At 70.3% G+C, this 18,855-nt stretch carries 28 protein-coding genes; 5 read left to right on the forward strand and 23 right to left on the reverse strand.

All coding sequences use genetic code 11. The features are described from left to right. Positions 1-183 precede the first annotated feature (183 nt). Together ACZ7GX_RS43825 and ACZ7GX_RS43830 are read right to left on the reverse strand one after the other, a co-directional pair. Positions 184-366: a DUF397 domain-containing protein gene (locus ACZ7GX_RS43825; RefSeq protein ID WP_498786508.1), complete on the reverse strand. Its 183-nt coding sequence runs from the start codon at positions 364-366 to the stop codon at positions 184-186. A gap of 16 nt (positions 367-382) precedes the next feature. Beyond that, positions 383-1,246 (reverse strand): helix-turn-helix domain-containing protein, encoded by an 864-nt coding sequence (locus ACZ7GX_RS43830; RefSeq protein WP_498786510.1) that lies wholly within the window; start codon positions 1,244-1,246, stop codon positions 383-385. Positions 1,247-1,551: 305 nt separating this feature from the next. On the opposite strand from ACZ7GX_RS43830, the gene ACZ7GX_RS43835 reads away from it, so the two are divergent. The 5 genes from ACZ7GX_RS43835 to ACZ7GX_RS43855 all read left to right on the forward strand — a co-directional run bounded on the left by ACZ7GX_RS43835 (position 1,552) and on the right by ACZ7GX_RS43855 (position 2,998). Further along, positions 1,552-1,821: a hypothetical protein gene (locus tag ACZ7GX_RS43835; protein ID WP_498786512.1), complete on the forward strand. Its 270-nt coding sequence runs from the start codon at positions 1,552-1,554 to the stop codon at positions 1,819-1,821. A 10-nt stretch (positions 1,822-1,831) separates the two neighbouring features. Then, positions 1,832-2,083, forward strand: coding sequence for a hypothetical protein (locus ACZ7GX_RS43840; protein ID WP_498786514.1), 252 nt, complete (start codon positions 1,832-1,834; stop codon positions 2,081-2,083). Positions 2,084-2,210: 127 nt separating this feature from the next. After that, a complete protein-coding gene (locus tag ACZ7GX_RS43845; RefSeq protein WP_498786516.1) occupies positions 2,211-2,474 on the forward strand; it encodes a hypothetical protein in 264 nt (87 codons plus the stop codon). Between the two features lie 138 nt (positions 2,475-2,612). Then, positions 2,613-2,774 (forward strand): hypothetical protein, encoded by a 162-nt coding sequence (locus tag ACZ7GX_RS43850; protein ID WP_498786518.1) that lies wholly within the window; start codon positions 2,613-2,615, stop codon positions 2,772-2,774. Between the two features lie 41 nt (positions 2,775-2,815). Then, positions 2,816-2,998 (forward strand): hypothetical protein, encoded by a 183-nt coding sequence (locus ACZ7GX_RS43855; RefSeq protein ID WP_498786520.1) that lies wholly within the window; start codon positions 2,816-2,818, stop codon positions 2,996-2,998. An 81-nt stretch (positions 2,999-3,079) separates the two neighbouring features. Here ACZ7GX_RS43855 and ACZ7GX_RS43860 read toward each other — a convergent pair whose 3' ends face one another. The 21 genes from ACZ7GX_RS43860 to ACZ7GX_RS43960 all read right to left on the reverse strand — a co-directional run bounded on the left by ACZ7GX_RS43860 (position 3,080) and on the right by ACZ7GX_RS43960 (position 18,485). Further along, positions 3,080-3,379, reverse strand: coding sequence for a hypothetical protein (locus ACZ7GX_RS43860; protein WP_498786522.1), 300 nt, complete (start codon positions 3,377-3,379; stop codon positions 3,080-3,082). After that, positions 3,376-4,311 (reverse strand): peptidoglycan recognition protein family protein, encoded by a 936-nt coding sequence (locus ACZ7GX_RS43865; protein ID WP_498786524.1) that lies wholly within the window; start codon positions 4,309-4,311, stop codon positions 3,376-3,378. The genes ACZ7GX_RS43860 and ACZ7GX_RS43865 overlap by 4 nt, the downstream gene beginning before the upstream one ends. A 2-nt stretch (positions 4,312-4,313) precedes the next feature. Further along, entirely contained in the window at positions 4,314-4,646 is a 333-nt protein-coding gene (locus ACZ7GX_RS43870; RefSeq protein ID WP_498786526.1) for a hypothetical protein, read from the reverse strand. Between the two features lie 28 nt (positions 4,647-4,674). Then, on the reverse strand, positions 4,675-5,292 hold the full coding sequence (locus ACZ7GX_RS43875; RefSeq protein ID WP_498786529.1) for a hypothetical protein: 618 nt from the start codon (positions 5,290-5,292) through the stop codon (positions 4,675-4,677). A gap of 12 nt (positions 5,293-5,304) precedes the next feature. Beyond that, positions 5,305-5,970, reverse strand: coding sequence for a hypothetical protein (locus ACZ7GX_RS43880; RefSeq protein ID WP_498786531.1), 666 nt, complete (start codon positions 5,968-5,970; stop codon positions 5,305-5,307). Next, positions 5,967-7,067 (reverse strand): DUF5047 domain-containing protein, encoded by a 1,101-nt coding sequence (locus tag ACZ7GX_RS43885; RefSeq protein ID WP_498786533.1) that lies wholly within the window; start codon positions 7,065-7,067, stop codon positions 5,967-5,969. Before ACZ7GX_RS43885 ends, ACZ7GX_RS43880 begins: the two co-directional genes overlap by 4 nt. Then, the gene (locus tag ACZ7GX_RS43890; RefSeq protein ID WP_498786535.1) at positions 7,067-8,455 is read right to left on the reverse strand and encodes a hypothetical protein; all 1,389 of its coding nucleotides are present in this window, start codon (positions 8,453-8,455) and stop codon (positions 7,067-7,069) included. Before ACZ7GX_RS43890 ends, ACZ7GX_RS43885 begins: the two co-directional genes overlap by 1 nt. Beyond that, entirely contained in the window at positions 8,452-10,395 is a 1,944-nt protein-coding gene (locus ACZ7GX_RS43895; RefSeq protein ID WP_498786537.1) for a phage tail tape measure protein, read from the reverse strand. The genes ACZ7GX_RS43890 and ACZ7GX_RS43895 overlap by 4 nt, the downstream gene beginning before the upstream one ends. Next, positions 10,395-10,853 carry a hypothetical protein gene (locus tag ACZ7GX_RS43900; RefSeq protein WP_498786539.1) on the reverse strand — a complete coding sequence of 153 codons (459 nt, stop codon included), beginning with the start codon at positions 10,851-10,853 and terminating at the stop codon, positions 10,395-10,397. The genes ACZ7GX_RS43895 and ACZ7GX_RS43900 overlap by 1 nt, the downstream gene beginning before the upstream one ends. 188 nt (positions 10,854-11,041) lie before the next feature. Next, on the reverse strand, positions 11,042-11,320 hold the full coding sequence (locus ACZ7GX_RS43905; RefSeq protein WP_498786541.1) for a hypothetical protein: 279 nt from the start codon (positions 11,318-11,320) through the stop codon (positions 11,042-11,044). After that, positions 11,317-11,658 carry a hypothetical protein gene (locus ACZ7GX_RS43910; protein WP_498786543.1) on the reverse strand — a complete coding sequence of 114 codons (342 nt, stop codon included), beginning with the start codon at positions 11,656-11,658 and terminating at the stop codon, positions 11,317-11,319. The genes ACZ7GX_RS43905 and ACZ7GX_RS43910 overlap by 4 nt, the downstream gene beginning before the upstream one ends. Continuing rightward, entirely contained in the window at positions 11,658-12,071 is a 414-nt protein-coding gene (locus ACZ7GX_RS43915; protein WP_498786545.1) for a hypothetical protein, read from the reverse strand. The genes ACZ7GX_RS43910 and ACZ7GX_RS43915 overlap by 1 nt, the downstream gene beginning before the upstream one ends. Then, on the reverse strand, positions 12,068-12,397 hold the full coding sequence (locus tag ACZ7GX_RS43920) for a hypothetical protein (protein ID WP_498786547.1): 330 nt from the start codon (positions 12,395-12,397) through the stop codon (positions 12,068-12,070). Before ACZ7GX_RS43920 ends, ACZ7GX_RS43915 begins: the two co-directional genes overlap by 4 nt. Before the next feature lie 26 nt (positions 12,398-12,423). Then, positions 12,424-12,783, reverse strand: a complete 360-nt coding sequence (locus ACZ7GX_RS43925; RefSeq protein ID WP_498786549.1) for a phage head-tail connector protein — start codon at positions 12,781-12,783, stop codon at positions 12,424-12,426. A 2-nt stretch (positions 12,784-12,785) separates the two neighbouring features. Then, on the reverse strand, positions 12,786-14,105 hold the full coding sequence (locus ACZ7GX_RS43930; RefSeq protein ID WP_498786550.1) for a phage major capsid protein: 1,320 nt from the start codon (positions 14,103-14,105) through the stop codon (positions 12,786-12,788). 176 nt (positions 14,106-14,281) lie between these two features. Then, on the reverse strand, positions 14,282-14,881 hold the full coding sequence (locus tag ACZ7GX_RS43935; protein ID WP_498786552.1) for an HK97 family phage prohead protease: 600 nt from the start codon (positions 14,879-14,881) through the stop codon (positions 14,282-14,284). Further along, positions 14,874-15,191 carry a hypothetical protein gene (locus tag ACZ7GX_RS43940; protein ID WP_498786554.1) on the reverse strand — a complete coding sequence of 106 codons (318 nt, stop codon included), beginning with the start codon at positions 15,189-15,191 and terminating at the stop codon, positions 14,874-14,876. The genes ACZ7GX_RS43935 and ACZ7GX_RS43940 overlap by 8 nt, the downstream gene beginning before the upstream one ends. Further along, entirely contained in the window at positions 15,181-16,380 is a 1,200-nt protein-coding gene (locus tag ACZ7GX_RS43945) for a phage portal protein (protein ID WP_498786555.1), read from the reverse strand. Before ACZ7GX_RS43945 ends, ACZ7GX_RS43940 begins: the two co-directional genes overlap by 11 nt. Further along, on the reverse strand, positions 16,380-16,571 hold the full coding sequence (locus tag ACZ7GX_RS43950) for a hypothetical protein (RefSeq protein ID WP_498786557.1): 192 nt from the start codon (positions 16,569-16,571) through the stop codon (positions 16,380-16,382). Before ACZ7GX_RS43950 ends, ACZ7GX_RS43945 begins: the two co-directional genes overlap by 1 nt. After that, positions 16,571-18,013, reverse strand: a complete 1,443-nt coding sequence (locus tag ACZ7GX_RS43955; RefSeq protein WP_498786559.1) for a terminase large subunit domain-containing protein — start codon at positions 18,011-18,013, stop codon at positions 16,571-16,573. Before ACZ7GX_RS43955 ends, ACZ7GX_RS43950 begins: the two co-directional genes overlap by 1 nt. A gap of 31 nt (positions 18,014-18,044) precedes the next feature. Continuing rightward, positions 18,045-18,485, reverse strand: a complete 441-nt coding sequence (locus tag ACZ7GX_RS43960) for a terminase small subunit (protein ID WP_498786561.1) — start codon at positions 18,483-18,485, stop codon at positions 18,045-18,047. Positions 18,486-18,855 lie beyond the last annotated feature (370 nt).

Raw genomic sequence — 18,855 nt, forward strand, 5'->3', positions numbered from 1 at the left:
TGATGTACGTCCACGAGGAATCGCGAGTGGCGCAGTCGAAAACCCTTGCGGCGTTTATAGAATCTGCTTCATAACACCGTTTCGATCATGAGGCGCGTGGGACGGATATGGGACGCGTCCCGGCATGGAACGACCGAGGGCCCGGCGCATGGATCGCGCCGGGCCCTCGTCGTCAGCGGGTGGTCAGCCGAGGTGGTGCCGCTTCACCGCCGCCAGGAGCGCGCCGAGGGCCGCACGCGGCACCTCCAGCACCGGGCCGTCGGGGTTCTTCGAGTCGCGCACGGCGTCCAGGTCGCCGGACAGCTCGACGCACGCGCCGTTGTCGGTGGATCGGCTGCTCTTGCGCCAGCGTCGATCGGTGGTCATGGTCATCATCTCCGCGTCATCCAAGCTCGCTGATCAGTGACGTGATCAGGGAGCGAGTGTCGCGCCGGTCCAGCGCGGCACCTACCAGACTCTCCGCCGCCATGGTATAGGCGGCGGTCTCGTCCGGATCTTGCAGGTAGAGGGCCGAATCCGAGAGCTCCACGTACACGATCGGCCGTACCTCGGCGAACTGGAGCAGGGTGAACCTTCCCGCCATCGCGGCGTGTGCAGGCAGGTCCCAGGGCATGGCATGCAGGGCGACGTTCGGTTGGTCGCCCAGCTCCAGCAGCCGCTCGAACTGGGCACGCCGCACGCCGGGCGGGCCGACCGGGCGGCGTAGCGCGGACTCCTCGACCACCGCCGTCAGCTCCAGCGGGTCGCCCTCCTGGTCGAGGCTCAACCGCCGCTGGCGCTCCAGCCGGAACTCCACCAACCTGCGGGCGCGGTCCGGGCGGACGCGCGGCGACGCGGCGGTGAGCGACACCGCGTACTCCTCGGTCTGGAGCAGGCCGGGCAGCGCGAGCGGTTCGTAGACAGTCGCGGCGTCGGCCAGGTGCTCCAGGCCCACGTACGTCTGGAGCCAATCGGGCACCACCGCCGAGTACGGGGCCCACCAGGTCGACTCGTCGTCACGCGCGGCCAGCGCCACCAGCCGATCCACCACCGACGCGGGCGCGCCGTAGAACTCCGCGAGCGCCGAAACCTCCGCCGGATCCTGCCGGTAGCGCCCCGCTTCCATGTGGGAAATCTTGCTGTCGTGGCTGTTGATCAGCGCCGCCGCGCGCTGAGCGGTCACTTTGGCGCTCTTGCGGTAGCGCTTCAACTCCATGCCGATCAGCCATCGAACGGCCGACGGCGTCTGCGGGCTGTGCGGGGTCACGTAGCCATCCTCCCGGTATCTGGGCGCCGCCAGTGTGGCGACTCGTCCGGGTGGCCGACATCCCCCGATCAGGCTATGGCGCTCGCTAAAGCTTGAGCGATAGCGTGCGCGAGCGGTTCTGGGAAGGGCCGCACGTGGTCGAGGACCAAGGCGCGGACGGCTCCAAGCGTCCCGTTCACGCCGGTGCGGGCGGGTGACGTCGCACCGCACCCGATCGGCCACAACCCGACCGGCCCGGAGGTTCCCCCCAGCCGGGTCGGTCGGGCCCGCCCTTCCCCGTGACCAGCCACGAAAGGGGCTCACCCATGACCTTCGAACAGCAGTTCGCCGTGTTCGTCTTCGGCATCCTGGCGATCGCCGCGGCTGTCCTCTACGCCGTGCACCGCCTCACCCGCTACCAGCGGTTCGCCGCGATCCGGACCGACCTCCGCGACCTCGGCCACACGGCCACCGTGCCGACAACGACCCGCCGTGACGTTGGCCCGAACCGCGTCACGGTGCTGCGAGGAGGTGCCGGCCACCCCTCGGCCGGCACCTCTGCCAGCAACGGCCCACGACACGCGCGTGCGGCGTAGGAGGTAGCTCGTGGGGTTCCAGATCACCCTCACCTCGGAGCAGAAGGCGCAGATGTGGGCCTACCTACGCCGCAAGGTGAACGAGGTCGAGTCGCACCTACGGGCGGACGACATCAACGGTGCGAACGACCTGATGGACGGGGTCGTCAACGACGCCGGCATGGGCGCGCACGACCTGATCCTGGACGCGATCGCCGGACTTCGTGGGCAGACCGGATGGCGCACGTTCGTGCCACGCGATCCGGACCTGGCTGGCGACTGACCGACTTCGGGCCGACCGCGCCGGCGGCCCGGATGGTGTGCGCCCCCGGCGGGAACCGCACACCAGCCGCACCCGCCCGACTCGCACCGGGCGGGTGCGGTCCACCCGACATCCACCAGGAGGACCCGTGAGCCGCAGTATCGGCGACGTCGGCCAGATCGTGGCGAGATCGATCGACGCGATCCAGACCGTGCAGGGACCGCTGGCCGGCATCGCGGACAGCCTGCGCGGGCCGCACGTGGCCATGGGCCTGATCGCCGAGGAAAGCACCGTTCCCGCTGCCGGGGAGCTCCTCTCCGCCTCCGCCGCCCTGCTCGGGCGTGTCGAGGAAGCGCGCGACGCCGCAGCCGCCGCGTTGACCGCCGCGTACCAGTGGCAGAGCCAGATCTAACCCCGTCATCCCGGGCCGCCATCGGTCCGGGTGGTGCGCACATCCCAGGGCGACGTGTGTGCACCGGCCGTGCCCCGCCTGCAACCCACCCAGAGCAGGCGGGCACGGCCTCATCAGCACCGATCGGGAAGAGGAGACGTGGCAGACGAGATCGACACGCGGTTGCTCGTCCACAGCGGCAACGACGACGACGGCGTGCCGGTGCTGTCGCCCTGGTTGCAGATCAAGGACGACAACCCACCGCCCGCACCATCACCGCACCCGGCGCATCGGACCACCGACGACACGCCCACCACCTGACCGCACCACCCCGTAGCACCACCAACCGAGAGGACACCACCGTGACGACCAGCACGCTCACCAGGCCGCAGGCGGCCGACACGTCCACGATCACCCCGCCGACGTGCATCCGGCTCGCCCGGACCGGCACGCCCCGCGCCAGCGACGGCGGGTGCCCGCAGAACGGCGGCGCGGACTCGTGCCCGGCCGACCAGTCCAAGATCGACCAGTGCAACGCCTGCTGACTGACCTGAACGACGAGAAGGCCCCCGCACCATCACCTCCGGGTGGTGGTGCGGGGGCCTTCTCGTCGTGTTCGTGGCAGGTCATCGCCCGCCGGGGATCGGCACCAGCGGCGAGCCGTCGTCGGCGCGAGGGTCGGCGACCGGGGTCACCACCTTCTCGCCACGGACGCGCACGGCGACCGCGGCCCACAGCGGACCGACGACGTTCAGCAGCACCACCATCGCGCCGAGCACCTTGTCCAGGTGGCCGGGCAGGTCCGCGCCGACGATGACGGCCACGGCCGGGACGGACAGCACGGCGAGCACCGCGGCTCGCACGGTGCCGACGGTCTTCGCGATCCGGTCCAGCGGGTGCCGGTCCGGCAGGTTGGTGTTGGTCATGCGGGGTCGTCCTCCTTCTCGTCCACGCCGGTGCGCAGCACGGTGCGCAGGGCGTCCTCTACTTGGTCGGGGGTGGCGCCGGTGGGCAGCATCGGCGCGAGCGCGGCGGCGAGCTGCGCCACGTCGACCTGACCGCCGGTCGGCTGCGACCTGATCGCCGCGAGCAACTTCGCCTCGTCGTCGCCGAGTGCACCGGCCACCGAGTCCAGCCGGGCCTCGATCGCGGCGAACCGCGGAGACGTGCGGCGGGTCAGCTCCTCCACGATGAAGTTGACGTGCCGCTGGAGGGCCGGCAGGCCGTCCTTGCCGACGTCGCCGATCAGCAGCGCCCGCAGGGCCTTGATGTCGACGTACGCCTCGTCGTAGGCGTTCTTGGCTGCCTGCGTGAACAGGGTCATCTCGTTACCCTCCAGGGACAGGGGCTCACCGGACGTGGCGAGCCGGTTGATCTCGGGCAGGCGGGCGTAGGCGTGGCGGCCGGGGCACGCCGTCGCGTACACATCGCGGTGGCCGCCGTCGAACGTCGCGCCGATCTCGCGCAACAGCAAGGCTGCGGCTCGCGCCATCCGGTCGGGCAGCGCGGCCACGTCGAAGTTGCCCGCGAAGCACACGGCGCGGCTGCGGTCGTTGCGCTGGTACGTGTGGGTGCCGCGCCGGTCGATCGAGTGCCCCTCGAACACCCGGCCCGACGGCATGATCACCCACGTGTAGGAGATGCCCTGCCCGAACCTGGACTGTCCGATGGCCTCGAACGCGCGCATGTGCTCGCAGTCCTGCTCCAGCGTGGCGTCCGGGCCGGGCGGGTTGGTGATGCTGTGGTGGGCCCACAGCTCGCGCTGTGCGGCCTCCCACGCCGACGTGCCGATGATCAGGCCCGGCTCGCCGTTGCTGTAGCGCGGCTTCCACACGTGCCGCGGGATGATGACGGACACGGTCAGCCTCCGATCAGTTTCGCGACGAGCGCACCGCCGCCACCGCCGACGATCGCGGCCAGTCCAGCGATGCTCCACCGCCACTGCTCCAGCGCGCGGAGTCGCGTCTCGTGGTCCTGCACTTCGCCCACGACCTCGGTGTTGTCCGGCTGCTGCTCCAACGACCTGAGTCGGGACTCGTGGTCGGCAACTGGCCGAAGAACGCTCTCCACCAAACCCTTCAGGTCGCGCACCTCCTGGTGAGTCGCTTGGATCTCGGCGAGCATCTGGTTCGGGGTGACGATCGCTGAACCGGGCGGCACGCCGTCTGCTGTGCTGCCGATCATGTGGCGCACCTCCTTGCTAGATAGGGAGAGTCGGTGGTCAGTTGAGCGTTCCGGTTGCGGATACCGCCGGGCCGATGTCCTCGACCACGAGCGTCATCACGTAGCCCGAAGCCACGTCGGCGAACAGCGACACGTTCCCGGTGCCGGACTTCCGGCGGATGCACAGCGCCAGGTTCAGCGTGTGCGACGTCGCGGGCGCGTAGCGGGTCGTGATCGGCAGGAACAATCCATTGAGGAGCGATTGCATCCGGTCCTGGACCACACCGCCCGGCAGTAAAGGTGACGCGGTGCTCGGCGTGGATCCGTTGGTGGTGTACGTGATGTCCATCGACAGGTCGTCACCGGCCACGGTGCTGAACATGGCGATGGGGTTGGTCCAGATTTTGTACGCGCGGCCGGCGACGACCGGTGCCGGCATCCAGAACGCCCGCACAGCTGTGGTGGTCGTAGGCGTCGGCGTGTCCCGCTGGAATCGGGCGACCTCACCGCGGGCGTACGTCCACGCCTCGATCGCGTCCAGCCGGGCGTCCAGCGCGTTGTTCACGCCGAGGAGAGCGGTATCGGCGGCGGACGCCAGGGCGGCGAGCTGGTTCGGCCCGTGCGGCGGGTCGCTGGTGCCAGGGTAGGGCAACGCGTAGTTCGGCGTGGTAGGCACGACGACCTCCTTTCAGAACGGCTGGACAGTGATCTCGCGGTTGCGGAACCCGGCGACGTCAGGTCCGCCCGCGGCGGTCTTGTAGAGCATCCGGAACGTGCTGTTGCCTTCGTTCAGGCCGTCGGCTGACGAGAGCGTCACCACCCGCGTGGCGTTGACCCACTGCGTCCCCGGTCCACCTGTGGAGACCGCGTTCCACTCGTTCGCGGCGATGGTGGACGTGCCGGACACCTGGAAACCGGCGAACCCGATCGTGTCCACCGAGTCGATCATCGCCGACAGGTCGACCTTGCAGCGGCGTGACGATCCGATGTAGACGGTTACCTCCGGTCCGCCGTGGTCTTCCCAGCTGTCCGTCGTCGCCGACACGCCGGTGAAGATGCGCGCGGTGTGGATGCCGAGCGCGCGTTGCTCGACGCCCGGCGCGTCGATCCGGCCGAGCACCGCCGCCGTGTCCTGGAAGAACGCGATGCACACGACGTCGCCCGGCCGGATCAGACCGCCCTCACTGCCCACCAGAGAAAGGAGGTTGGTCAACGACTTGCCGCGCACGCGAACCTTGTTCGTTCCCGCCAACGCGTTCCACGTCTCGACCACGCCCTGAGCGAACGGCGGCGGCGTGTCGCGGCCGATCGCCGGTGCGGGCTGGAGAAACACCTCGTCGCCGTCGTAGTTCACGACGACCACCCGCCGACGCGCGTTGCGCCGGTCATCGGTGCGTCAGGGACCAGCGGGTAGACCAACTTGTCGATGACGTGCGTCTCGGCGTTGGCGCTGTCGCTGTAGGTCATGCTCACCGGGTCGTTGACCTCCAGGGCCACGTTCGGCACGGTGCCGAACGTGACGTTGTAGGGGATGCCGACCGCTCGGTTCCGCATCGCCTCGGCCGCCGCGACCGCTTGCGCGTCGGTGGCGATGAGCGACGACGAGAAGAACGTGGGCGACGGACCGAACGGGCCGTCGTAGCGGGTCGGGCTGGCCGGGTCGAGGTCGTAGGCCACGCCGTGCGCCGGAACGGTGTCGCCGAGCGCTTCACCCTCGGCGACCCAGGCGTTGTACGCCTCGGACCGGTTGACGCTGCGAGACATCCGCACCAGCACGCCCTTACGGCCTCGGCTGATCGTCCACACGGGAACGGCCGGGTCGGGCGCCGCCACCATCTTGAAGTCGCCGTTGTGGTCGAAGTACATCGTGCAGCCGTAGGACTTGGCGATGCGCAACAGGAAGTCGAACCTGTCGCGCTCCACGATCTTGGTTGTGCCGAGCGCCTGCGTTGCGGCGTCGAGGAACGGCGAGCCGATCACCACCGACACCGTGGGGTAGACCTCCCACACGAGATCACCCACCACAGCGGCGATGGTGGCCGAGGCCGAGTACTGCCGCGGCTGGATGAGCCGGGCCTGGATGATGCCCTGCATCCGGTCGAGGCCAGAGAGCCGGATCGGGCCGTCGGGCGCGTTCTCCTGCTCGCTGGCCTGCACCCTGAAGTACCCGAGCCCCACCCACTCGCGGATGCCGTCGCCGTAGACGACGCCACGCTCCACGTACACCTCGGGCCACGTGGTCGGGATGTCCTCGAACGGCATGGACGTCGTCAGCTCCAGCGACGACCGCACCTCGGCGGACGCGTCGGCCTGCACGTCGCCGTCGAGGATGGGGATTTCCGTGCCGGTCGGGTTGGTGCCCGTCTGGCCGGGCGCGACCAGGCGGGCGCGCGCGACCATCCGGTGCGAGCCGGTGATGGTGCCCAGGAACCTCTCGGTGACCGCGCGCATCAGGGCACCACCACGTCGGCCGGGGTGCCGATGGCGTCGAGCACGTCGGACCAGGTCGGCTCGGCCGCGATGAGGTCGGCCCACGTCGCGTAGCCGTTGATCACGCCTTGCCACGTGATCGTGTTGCCGACCAGCGTCCCGTCCGGCGCGGCCACCTCGGTCAGCGGCAGGTCGAAGTACCGGCGCTCGGAACGGCGCGCGGCGGGGCGGCGCACGGTGGTCTCGCCGACCACCCAGTACCCGCCCGGGAACGGGCAGCCCGCGGGCACGTGCACCAGCACCGGCTCACCGGCGCCGAGCACGCCGTCGAGGTCGTCGTGCGCGTCGAGGTCGGTCGTGGTCAGGGTGAGGGTGTACCGCCGGCTGCCGCGCAGCTCGGTCACGGCCACCGGGAACGACCGGCCCACGATGTCGAACACGCCGGTCCGGGCCGGGCGCTGGACGTCGCTCCAGCCGACCACGGTCACCGGCCGGTTCAGGTAGGGCCGCTGTGGGTTCTTCAGCCACACGCGATCGAGGCCGGGCAGGACGGTCGTGCTCTCGCGCACCAGGTACGCCGGGCGCACCAGGCGCATGGACACGGACTTGGACACCGCGGCCACGCCGCCGGACATCGTGAACTGCCCGGCGCCCTGTCCCTCCAGGGTCAGGTTGCTGTACCACAGCACGGTCTCGTCGTCGCCAGCGACGACGCTGTCACGGGAGAGGAACGTCCAGCCGGGCATGGATGACGAGGTGGCGGTGCTCTGCTTCCAGCCCATACGGATCATGAGGTTCGGGCCGACATCGGCGACGAGCCCGATCATCGGCACGGCGATGTTCTGCGCACTCGCGTTCGACTGGTAGTTCCACGTGGGACCGCTCCAGTTGCTCACGCCGAGGATGCGCGCCACCGTGTCGTCGGCGACACCGCCGCCGGTGAACGTCACCGTCGGCGCGACGTCGCCCGTCACGTAGGTACGGGCGAACACCCTGAAGTTGCCGCCGTCGACCCACAGCGCCCACCCGGCCGGAGTGTTCACGCTGGCCGAGGTGGACCGGATCGCCGCCTTGCACAGCATCAGGTCACCGTCGATCAGCCCGCCCGGTAGCGGTGGGTTCAGCGGCACGTTGACGCCGGACACCGACGCGGCCGGGCCGATGATGGCCGGGTCGGCGGCGTCCACGTAGGACGCCCTGTAGGTGTTGGACACGGACGGGGTGAACTCGAAGTCGTCCAGCGCACACTCGCCACCCACGAGCGGCACCTGGCCGCCGCCGCGCACCTCCGACCACGTGATGCCGTCGGCCGAGCGCTCGATGGTCGCGTAGTCGGCGCGCGCCGGCGCACCGGTGCACGAGATGCGCACGCGGGACAGGTCGTCGGCGTAGGTCGCGGTGATGCTCATCGGCCACCGCCAGGAGCCATCGAGGCGACACGCGCACCGGCGCGCCGTTCCTGCCGGACGACGCCGCGGACCACGCCGAGGAACTCGCCGCTGTCCAGGTACAGCTCGCCGACCAGCTCGCCACCGGCGCCACCCAGAAGCGCCTCGGTCTCCCGGTTCGGGGTGACGGTCGCGCCCGCGGGCAAGCTGACGATCTCCTGGCCGCGCTCGCCGACCTTGACCAAGCCGCCGGTGAGCACCGTGCCGCCGGTCGCCATGCCGGGGATCCGGGGAATGGTCGGGATGCCGTTGCCCGGCACCACGGAGTTGACGCCGCGGATCAGGTCGTTGGCGCGGTCGACCATCCAGTTCAGGCGGTCGATCACCCAGTTCACGGCGGTCTTGAATCCATTCTTCACGGCACCGGCCACGCCGTCGGCCATCCGGCCGAACGCGCCCGGGATGCCCTCGATGAAGCTCACCAGGCCGCGCCACCGGTCTGCGATCCAGCCCGCCGCGTTGCCGACCATGTCCTGGATGGCTCGCCACATGCCGATGAAGAAGTTCCGGAACGACTCGCTGTGGTTCCACAGGTAGACGATCGCCCCGACCAGCAGTCCAATCGCGACGATCACGATCCCGACCGGGTTCGCGGTCATCGCGGCGTTCCACAGCCACTGTGCGGCGGTCGCAGTGGTCTGGATGGCGTTGTAGGTGAACATGGCCGCGCGAAGCAGCCCGTAGCCCAGGAGCAGGCCGCCGACCGCGATCACCGTCGCGCCGAGCACTTCCTTGTTGCTGCCGATGAGCCCGGTCACCGAGGAGATCGCAGGCCCGAAGTTGTCGCGGAACCACCCCGTGATCTCGGTGACTCGCGGGATCACCTGGCCGCCGATCACGTCGGTGGCGAAGGTGATGAACTGGCGCTTCGCCCGTTCGATCTCGGCCGTCGGGCCCTGCGCCATGCTGGCCGCCAGGGCGCCGGACGCGCCGTCGACCTGGCCCAGGGCGGCCACGGCCGATGAGGGGTCCATCGCGAGGAGAGCGCCCTGGAGGTCCTCGGCCTTGGTACCGAACAGCGCGGTCGCCGCCGCGCTCTGCTCGACCGGGTCCTTCATCGCGCGCAGCCGGTCCAGGATGGTGTCCAGCGCGCCCGACGCCCGGTCGCCGCCGGCGGACACGTCGGCCTGCATCTGCTTGGCGTCCAGGCCGAGCTTGGCCATCGCGTCACCGGCCGCCGAGGGCATCGCGCGGACGATGAGCCCGAACTCCTTGAACGCGTCGGACACCAGGTCGGTGTTCCGGGCCGCGGCTTCACCGCCCTGTGCGAACAGGCCGAACACCTGCTTGCCGGTCAGGCCGAGGGACTGGAACTGGACGCCGTACTCGGTGACGGTGTCCATCACGTCGTCGGCGGTCGCGCCGAGCGTCCGGTACGCGAACGTCAGCAGGTCGTATGCCTCCTCGGGCGTCTCGACCAGGTTGGACTTCACCGCCTGCCCGGCCGCGCGCGAGCTCTCGACCACGTCCACGCCGAACGTCTTGGACAGCGCCAAGGCGCGCGAGGTGACGCCCGCCAGGTCCTCGTCGGCCAGGCCCTTGATCTCGGTCGTCACCGCCCGGGTGGCCTCCGAGACCTCGGCCAGGCCCTCCCCGAGACCTTCGGAGTACAGCTCCCCGGCGATGCGCCCGGCCTGCTCGGCGACCGCGGTTCCCGGGCCGAGCTGGTTCTGGAGGTTCTTCGCGATGTCGATGTTGCCGAACGCCTCCCCGATGAGGTCGCCCGCCGTGCCGACTGCGGCGAACGCCGCCGTGACACCAGCAGCGGCGCCCGCGGCTTGCCCGGCCCAGCCCTTGAACGAGTCGCCCACGCCCGCGATGTCGCGGGACGCGTCGCGGGCGGATGGGCCGATCTCGTTCTCACCCTGGAAACGGACGCGGACTGTGCGCTCTCCGGCCATCAGTCGTCACCGCCTGCGGTGAACTTCTCGATGATCCGGTCAGCCATGTCCTGCCACTGCTCGAACACCGGCCCCTTGTTCACGTCGACCACGGGGAAGAACCAGTACCCGTCAGCCTTGAACGGCCGGAACTGCGGGTAGTTGTCGCTGCCGAACTCGGAGCCGAACAGCACCTTCCAGGCGGGAACCCGGTTGGTGCCGACCTTCTTCGCGCCACCGGCCTGGATGACCGGCACGCGGTCGCGCACGGCCTTGACGGTCGGTGCCATGAGCGCGGACTGGCGGTTGTCGCCGAGCGCGGACTGGCGCACCTTGGCGGCCAGGAACTCGGCGAGCCGCTGGGAGCCGTCGCGGATCTCCTGCGTGGCGTCCTTCGGCAGGGAACGGAAGGCGTTGAGCGTCGACTTCAGGCCGGGCACGTCGATCCGGACCGTGAGTGCCGTCTTCTTGCCGCCCACCGGAACCTCCTTCCCACCTCGTCAGCCAGACATCACCCGGCCGGAGTTACCTCCGGCCCGTCCACTTCCGCCGCGACTTCCGCCCCGGTCGTGCAAGTCGTCCAGTAGTTCCCAAGCGGTCGCGATCTCCTGCTCTGACCAGCGCTTGACCTCGGACAGCGGTTGCCGTGTCGAGATCGCCAACGCGATCAGGTCTCGGGTGACGCTTCCGCGTTCGTAGGGTCCACAGCCACCTTGCGGGTGTGGATGTCACACGAGTCCTCGAACTCGTTGTAGGACAACGAGGTGAGCCCCTGGCGGGACGCGGCGAGCCACACCAGGCGGTACGTGCCCGCCAACGTGTCGCCCTCGGTCTTGCCCTTGCTGGTGCGTTCCCACGCCAACGCGTCGCGGGAACGCACCTTCACCTCGAACTCGTCGCCGTCGTCGGGCGTGATGGTGGCGACGAGCTGATGCCGTTCACTCACAGCGAGATCACTCCTCTGGTGACGTCGACAACGCTGGAGTAGTCGACGTACGCACGGCCGGCATCGGCGCTGAGGACCGGTTGCCGGTAGGCGTTCATGGTCAGCGGGATCGTCTTGAACGCGCCGGCGGCCACGGTGACGATCCGATCGGACAGCGTCAGGTCCTCGACACCGCCCGGCGTCTGCACGGTGACCGTGATCGGTGCGGCGCTGTCGTTCGCGACGTGCAGGTAGCACCGGCCGACGTCGACCACGTCACCGTCCACAGTGGGCGCGGTCAGGATCGGCGCGAGACCGGCGAGCGGCATCACCTGTGTGGCGACAGAAGTGCGGGCCATCATCCCACCTCGATGAAGTCGGGCTCACCGACGACCATCAGGGTGATGTCGGTGACCTCGGTCGTCCGGGCTTCGCCACCGACGGCGGGCTTCTTCAGCTTCACCTGGCCTTCCCACCGGACGTGTTCGCCCGGGACGTCCGGCAGGTGGTCGAGGGTGAAGTCCACGACCTGGCCGCCGTTCTTGGTCAGGTAGCGGCTGATCCCGGCCGATCGCCAGTCGGCGAAGAAGTTCAGCTCCAGCGTCGGCTCCGGGTCCGTCTCCTCAACGAACGTGCCGTCAGCGCAGTAGGTGTACATGCGGTCGCCGTCGGACTCGCCCGGGTCGTACTTCCAGTTCTTCAACTGGCACTCGAACGACTGCCCGTCGAGCGTGAACGTGATGATCTTCAATCGTCGCTGGTGGACGGTCACAGTGCCACCTCCACGGTGATGGCGTAGCAGGGAAGATCGATCGCGCCGTTCGCGAAAACGCCGGGCACGGCGTTGATCACGGTCGCGTCGGTCTGTGTGTCGATGGCCTTGGCGACGGCCGGGACCAGGCGCACGAGGTGTTCCACCGCGCGCTCGTCCATGCCGGTCACCACGAAGACGGTGTAGCTGGCTCCAGTCGGCTCGATCTGGAAGCCGTCCCAGGTGAGCGACGGCGGGCCGACGATCACGCCGGGCGGATCTATGTCGGCGCCGACGGCCGGGTACGCGCGGACCTTGTCGACGGTCTCGGCGGCCTCGGCCAGCACCAGCGGCCACTCCTCCAAAGCGGACATCAGGCGATCACCGGCCCTCGGTGCCGGCCGATACCCAGCAGGCGCTCGATGTCCGGATCGAACGACGGGACGCGTCCGGTACCCAGCTCGCCCATCGCGATCAGGGCGTCCGGCGACTTGCGACGGCTGAACCAGCGCAAGGCGAGGCGCACCGTGCCGAGCACCAAGTCCGCGGGCGGGTCCGGCCACACGAGCGGGTCGAGGGTGGCGTCCGCCCGGTAGTTGAACTCCGGGCGGACGCGCTCCACGAACGCCACCGCGGCGTCGAGCTGGAGCGTCAGCGCGGCGTCGTCGCGGTCGTCGGTGACGCCCTTGTCCGCCTTCAGCTCCTCCAGCGTCGGCGGCCAGGTGGTACTCACGATCAGGCCGCCGTGACCTGTGCGGCCTTGACGCCCGCACCACCGTGCAGCACGTACGTGGCGATGTAGCCCCAGACGCCCAGGATGATGGACTGCGGGCCGGCGACCTCCTCGTACCGGAACCGGAGGACGTCCGACTCGAACAGCAGCACGTCCTGCGACCGGGCGGCCAGGAACTTCTCCGGGTACGCCAGGCCGGTCCCCATGCCCGCGGTGGGGATGGCGGTCAGACCCTCGATCTCGCCCGTCATCGGGCCGGTCTGGACACCGGCGCCGTTCTGGACGTTGTACTGACCGAAGGGCATCAGCGGTCGGCCGTTGCCGTCCTTCAGCTTCCGGAACCGCCCGAACCGCGGGATGCTGACCGCGAGGATGTCCGGCGGGAGCAGGCGCGACGTCCACACCGCCGTCGACAGGTCGATCACGGCGTCCGTCGCGGCCGACGCGGTGAAGGCGGCCTCGGTCGCCAGGGACACCACCGACGCGCCGGCGGCGGCCAGCATGGCGGCGGCCACGCGCGTCTCGACCTTCAGGTCGAACACCGACATCAGGTCGGCGTAGATGAGCTGGTCGACCGCGGGCGTCGCCATGTCGAGGAGCTGCCGGGACAGCTTCTGCGAGCCGGACGTGGGCTTGGGCGTGACGGTGTCCACGTCGGAGTCCCACGCGTCGACCTGGGACGGCGCGTCGTTCTCGTTGACCTGCTCGGCCACCACGTTGTCCGTGCCCGCGGTCTGCTTCGGCACGGTGATCGGTCGCGGGTCGTCGCCGAGCGGGATCCGGTTGACGCGGGCGGCCAGCGCGCGGCCCTGCCGGTTGAGCGGCTGGAACAGCTCGGTCATCCAGTGCGGGGCGACGACGCCGGGCCCGTTGGTGCCGGTGGACAGCGCGCGGTTGTGCTCCTCCAGGCGCTGCTGTGCCAACGGGTCGCGCCGGACGCCGGCGGTGTAGAGGTCCTGGAAGAACGAGTGCTCTCCGCCCTCGTGCGCGGCCCGGTAGTGGCCGGGGTCGCGGTCGCGGGTGGTGACGCGCGAGCGGTCGTGCTCCTCCTGGCGCTGCCGCACGTCAGCCGCCGCGTCGCCGCCCAGGACGTTGTCCAGGTCGGCGGCCAGCGACGCCACGCGAGCGTTGCGGGTCTCGACCTCGGTCAGGTCGGCGATCTGCGTCGCGAGCAGCGCGGCGTCCTGCGACTGCTCGGTGATCGAGCGCAGCTCGTCTTCGGTGAGGTCGCGGCCAGCGTCGGCGGCTCGCGTCTGCAAGCCCTCGATGCCGCTGCGCAGCGCGTCGTAGCGGTCGCGGAGCCTCTTCAGGTACGGGTTCACGGGTGACCTCCGGTCACGGGAGACGGTGGATTCACGTCACGAGTGACCGGGGTGCCGTGCGGGTCCGGGCGAGGGGCCGCGTGTCGCGGGGTGTCGCTCCGGTCCGACGGGGTGTCGGTATCGAACTTCGGGCTGGACCTTACTGGAGGTTCCGAAAAACCTCCAGTAAGGGTGAGCTACACGGGCAGGACGGGCAGCGCGGCGAGAATCTGGCGGGCACGGTCCAGCCGTTCCGTGCCCAGCGCGGTCCCGCACTCCGGGCACGCACCGGTCGCGCCGAGGTGCCGGACCTCGGTAACCGCGGCGTGGTCGCCGTACGCGCCCTCGGGCACCACCGCGACCTCGGTCAGGTGAGCCTTCGCGCGCTGGACGATGCCGCCGGGCAGGCGCCGGTTCTGGCCTTCCCGGAAGCCGATGGACAGGTGGTTCAGCACACCGTCGCGCACGAGCGTCAACGTCTCGTCGCCCGTCGGCGTCGCCGAGACGCGCCACTCGCCGTACAGCCCGGCCGTGTCCTCGCGCAACATCAGCGTCCGACCGATGAGGACGCCGCCGTGCCGCTGGTGGTTCCGGGTGATCGGCACGCGGTGCGCCGCGGCGATCTGGTGGGCGAACGAGCCGCGCGTGAACGACTCCGTCAGCTCGGCGTCGATCCGCTGCGGCCGGTCGTACGGGACCGCGATGCCGACGATGGTTCGGCCGTCACCGCCCCTGCTCGCCGAGCGGACCTCCAAGTCCGGCGCGAACGTCCGGTAGATCGTGGTGTCGTCAGGCATTCCGTGCCTCCAGGAAGTGGCTCCAGCAGATGCCGCCCTGCAACGCTTCGTTGGTGCACCCGTCCCGAGTGCACTGGTTCTCGACGCCCTCCGACGGCCCTGCCGGGCCGTCCTGCTGGCCGCTGACGTCCTCGGCGGTGCGCGCCGGGGTGACGTCCGGGGTAGGCGCGGCCGGGCGCTCCTCGACGCGCTCAACCGGCCGAGCGGCGGCGGCTGGTGCGGCGGCGGGCGCGGCCTGAGCCGCGGGCGCGGCGGGCGCGGCGGGCGCGGTGCGGCCAGCGGCCTGCTTGCGGCGGGCGTTACTGCTCATCGTCGGTGCCTTCCTGCTCGGCGTCGCCCTTGGTGGGCGGCGGGGTGGATGCGGCGGCGTCGCCGAGCGGCGGCCGGTCCTCCAGGTCGCGCGCCTCGTCCACCGTGAGGAACCCGGCGTCGATGCCGATCTTGTGCGCCTGGTAGCGGGCCAAGGTGTCGGCGCGGAGGACCACGTCCAGCGTCGCCTTCACCGTCGTGCCCCGGGGAAACACGAGCGACCGCGCCTGCTCGAACCGCGCGAGGTGCCCGCCCAGCGTGTACTTCAGGAGGTTGATGCCCTCCTGTTCGATGTTCGAGTAGGGCCGGGAGTGCTGCGACGCGGCCAACCAGGACGGGTCCATGCCGAACATCAGCGCCAGCTCAACCAGGGTGAACGTCCGAGCCTCGATGAGCTGAAGTTCCTCCGGGTTCCACGACAGCGGCACGAACTCGGTCGTGGCGTTCAGCACGGCCACCGTCCGGGTGCGCTGCGCCTCCAGCCACTTGGCCTTGAGCGTGGCGGCCTCGGGCGCGGTGAGGTCGGGCGCCGTCGACTTCAGGGTGCCGGTCGGCACGCCGTGCACGCCGAGCGAGCGCGCCTGCTTGCGCTGCTCGTGCGCCAGCTCGATCGTCTCCAGGTGCGCCTCCAGCACGCCGACGCCACGCAGCCCGCCCGGCTCGCACGGCCCTTTCGTGTGGATCACCTCGTGCGGGCCGAACTCGTGCCCGGCGATCATGTAGACCACCTGGCCGGGTTCCGTCTCGTCGTGGTTTCGGCGCCGTACGCCGACGTGCGCCGCGGGCACCGGCACGGTGGCGGTCGGAACCCCTGTCGCGTTGCGCGCGGCGATGACCTCGATGGCGTTGCCGTGCCAGATCAGGTCCATGCACAGGCTGGACATGGTGGTCATCCGGGTATCGGGTGGTGACGGCTGCTCCAGCAGCAACGGCGTCGGCCTGATCACCTCGACCGGACGGCCGGGCCGCTGCCGGTACGCCTCCCACGGCACGCGGCCGATCAGGTCGGCCAGCAGGGTCACCGCGCGCCACGCGCCGGGGATGGACATCGCGCCGCGGTAGAACGACCCGAGGAACGCGTCCCGGACCGGGCCGCCCTGGAACACGGCGGCCTCGAACGTCGCGCCGGCGGTGCGCGCGTGCTCGTCCTCGACGGTGGCCTGGCGGATGAACGCGCGACCGAGCCCCATCACAACCACCCCAGTTCGACCAGCACGCCGACGCCGACGGCCAGGACGCCGCCAGCGACCAGGGCGACGCCGAGTCCGGCCAGCACGAACACCCCGGCGACGAGCACGAGGCCGCCGCCGAGCTGGAGCGCGGAGCCGACAACGTCGGCCCGGCCGCGCCGGCCGCGCCGCTTGGGTGAGGACGTGGTCATCAGAAAACCGCCGGTCTCGGCACAGGCCGCTCGTTGGGTGGCATGGTGCGGGCCAGGTGGACGGCACCCGCGGTCGCGTACGCGCCGTCGCAGGAACCAGCGCCGCGCCGGGTGAACCTCCAGCCGTCGCCGCTGTAGGACTTCTCGGCGCCGGTCACGTGCTCGTTCAGCACCTCGTCGTCGCTGTGCACGATGCTGCCGGACCGGACCTGCTCGGCCAGGCCCATGCACACGGCGGGCACCGTCTTGATCTCCTCGACCTCGACGCCAGGCGGAGGCCAGGCACCTCGCGGGTCGTTCTCCTCGCGCTTGGCCATCTCGGCAGTGAGCGCGGCGGCCGGGCCGTTCGGGAACCAGCCGACGCGGGCCGGTCCGACCTTGATCGTCAGGTCGCGCAAGTCGGCGCGAACCGAGCGCAGGGCGTCGGGCCCTTCCCAGTGCTGGACGACCTCGACGCGCACGCGCCCGTCAGCGAGCATCGCGGCGGCCACGAGGGTGGCGTGCAGCCCGTCCAGCGACACGTCCAGCACCAGGGCGACGCGGTCGCGGACATCGTCCAGCGTGCCGTCCTCGTGGCACTCCGCCCACTTCTCGCCGTCGATGGCCGGGTCCATCCGCTTCACCCGGATGCACATGTGCTCGGTCTTGAACGACGCGAGCAGCTTGCCGCCCTTGGTCACCGCGCGCCGGGCCGCGCCCAGCAGGGTCTCGGCACCGTCGCCGAGGTGGCCGAGCGACGGGTTTGCCTGCGCCAGCGCCTCCAAGTCGAGGGGCGACGCGGTGTCGGGCGCGGAGTACTCGAACAGGCCAAGCCGCTGATCGCCCACGCCGGTGTCGATGTAGGACAGCGCCGCGTCCCGGTAGTCGTTGAGCACCACGGACAGGTCACTGCCCGCGTTCGACAGGGCGAACACCTGGCTACCCCACCGGGCCGTCGTCGCGGGCACCGACGCGTCGTGCGCGCTGTAGTCGTGGTGCTGGCGCAGCTCGTCCAGGATGAGCCGGTCAACGCTCATCGACCGGCCGCCCTCCTCGTTGCTCGCGGCGATCCGGTACTTGCTGCCCTCCTCCAGCTCGTACTCCAGCTCATCGGCCCGCCAGAGGCACTGCTCGCCGTTCGTCTTCCGCACGCCGCCGTTCTTCGGGATCTCGATGGCCAGGGCCGGGTTCCGGCGCGCCCGCTTCACCGCTTCCTTCCAGGCGTCGCCCGCGTACTCCAGCTTGGTCGAGGTGCCCAGGATCATCTTCACGCGCTGGACGAACAGCCAGAACAGCGAGAGCACGACGCACAGGTACGTCTTCCCGTTCTGGCGGCTCACGAGGATCAGCACGAACTTGAACCTCGGCCGACCGTCCTCCAGCAGTTCGCCCGCGTGGATGACGGTCCACTCTTGCCACGGGAGCAGCGGCTCCTTCAGCTCGTCCCGAGCGAACTCGATCACGTCGAAGCCGTAGCTGGTCTCCGGGGTCAGCTCACGCAGGGGTGGCGTCCACAGCCGCGGCTGAACCGCGCCCAGAACGGGCGGCCTCGCGCTCGCGGAGTTCATCGAGCTTGGTCCGGCGGGCGTTGGCATCGGGGGCACCTCCCTTGTTCATCAGCACCCGCGACTTCGGCGACGCGCCCAGCTCGGCGAGCGCCGCTTGGAGCTTCGGGCCCAGCTCGCCGAGAACGGTCTGGTGCTCGACACGGCGCAGGAGCGCGGCCAGGCGGCGGGCTTGGTCCTCGTCATCAGGCTCGATCAGCGCGGCGTCGGCGGCGATCTCGGCGGCGGCGTCGACAGCCGCGGCGTACTGGAGCGCCAGCGCGCGTAGGCCGGCGTCCTCCGGCTTGGTGGTCAGTGCGCTCAGGGACGCCTCGACGGACGGCGTGAGCCGGCCGCCGTTGTCGGGTTGCAGCCCGCTGTCCGCGCGCACTGACACCTCCTCATCCCGATCACCTTCGCCGCGCGCAGTATGGCACAAACCTCTACCTTGGTCGAAGTTTGCAGGTCAGCATTAGTGCAGGTCAGAGGTGGTGGAGGGTAGTGGATAGTTCGCCGCAAACTTTTCAGCGAGCGCGCGCGCGTGGAAGGAACAGCGAACCCTCCACAACCCTCCACTGTGGCGCGTTCGCGGCGGAGAACCGGCGAACCCTCCACAACCCTCCACCTCCCCGGCCGCCGATCCGCCGGGGAGAGAGAAAGGACAGGGACGCGGATGTCCAGCCGCCCCCGGCCCACCAGAAAAACCGCAGGTCAGCGGCTTGTCGTTTGCGCAGGTCAGCGGCTTGCGCGCACGGCAACGG

The organism is Actinosynnema sp. NPDC037264 (assembly GCF_055603705.1).

Coding starts and splice junctions, on each gene's coding strand:
- ACZ7GX_RS43945 (WP_498786555.1), bottom strand. CDS start 16,380: ATGGGGCTCGGTCGCGCGTTCATCCGCCAGGCCACCGTCGAGGACGAG.
- ACZ7GX_RS43825 (WP_498786508.1), bottom strand. CDS start 366: ATGACCACCGATCGACGCTGGCGCAAGAGCAGCCGATCCACCGACAAC.
- ACZ7GX_RS43835 (WP_498786512.1), top strand. CDS start 1,552: ATGACCTTCGAACAGCAGTTCGCCGTGTTCGTCTTCGGCATCCTGGCG.
- ACZ7GX_RS43935 (WP_498786552.1), bottom strand. CDS start 14,881: ATGCCTGACGACACCACGATCTACCGGACGTTCGCGCCGGACTTGGAG.
- ACZ7GX_RS43950 (WP_498786557.1), bottom strand. CDS start 16,571: ATGACCACGTCCTCACCCAAGCGGCGCGGCCGGCGCGGCCGGGCCGAC.
- ACZ7GX_RS43910 (WP_498786543.1), bottom strand. CDS start 11,658: ATGGCCCGCACTTCTGTCGCCACACAGGTGATGCCGCTCGCCGGTCTC.
- ACZ7GX_RS43885 (WP_498786533.1), bottom strand. CDS start 7,067: ATGCGCGCGGTCACCGAGAGGTTCCTGGGCACCATCACCGGCTCGCAC.
- ACZ7GX_RS43860 (WP_498786522.1), bottom strand. CDS start 3,379: ATGACCAACACCAACCTGCCGGACCGGCACCCGCTGGACCGGATCGCG.
- ACZ7GX_RS43895 (WP_498786537.1), bottom strand. CDS start 10,395: ATGGCCGGAGAGCGCACAGTCCGCGTCCGTTTCCAGGGTGAGAACGAG.
- ACZ7GX_RS43940 (WP_498786554.1), bottom strand. CDS start 15,191: ATGAGCAGTAACGCCCGCCGCAAGCAGGCCGCTGGCCGCACCGCGCCC.
- ACZ7GX_RS43890 (WP_498786535.1), bottom strand. CDS start 8,455: ATGAGCATCACCGCGACCTACGCCGACGACCTGTCCCGCGTGCGCATC.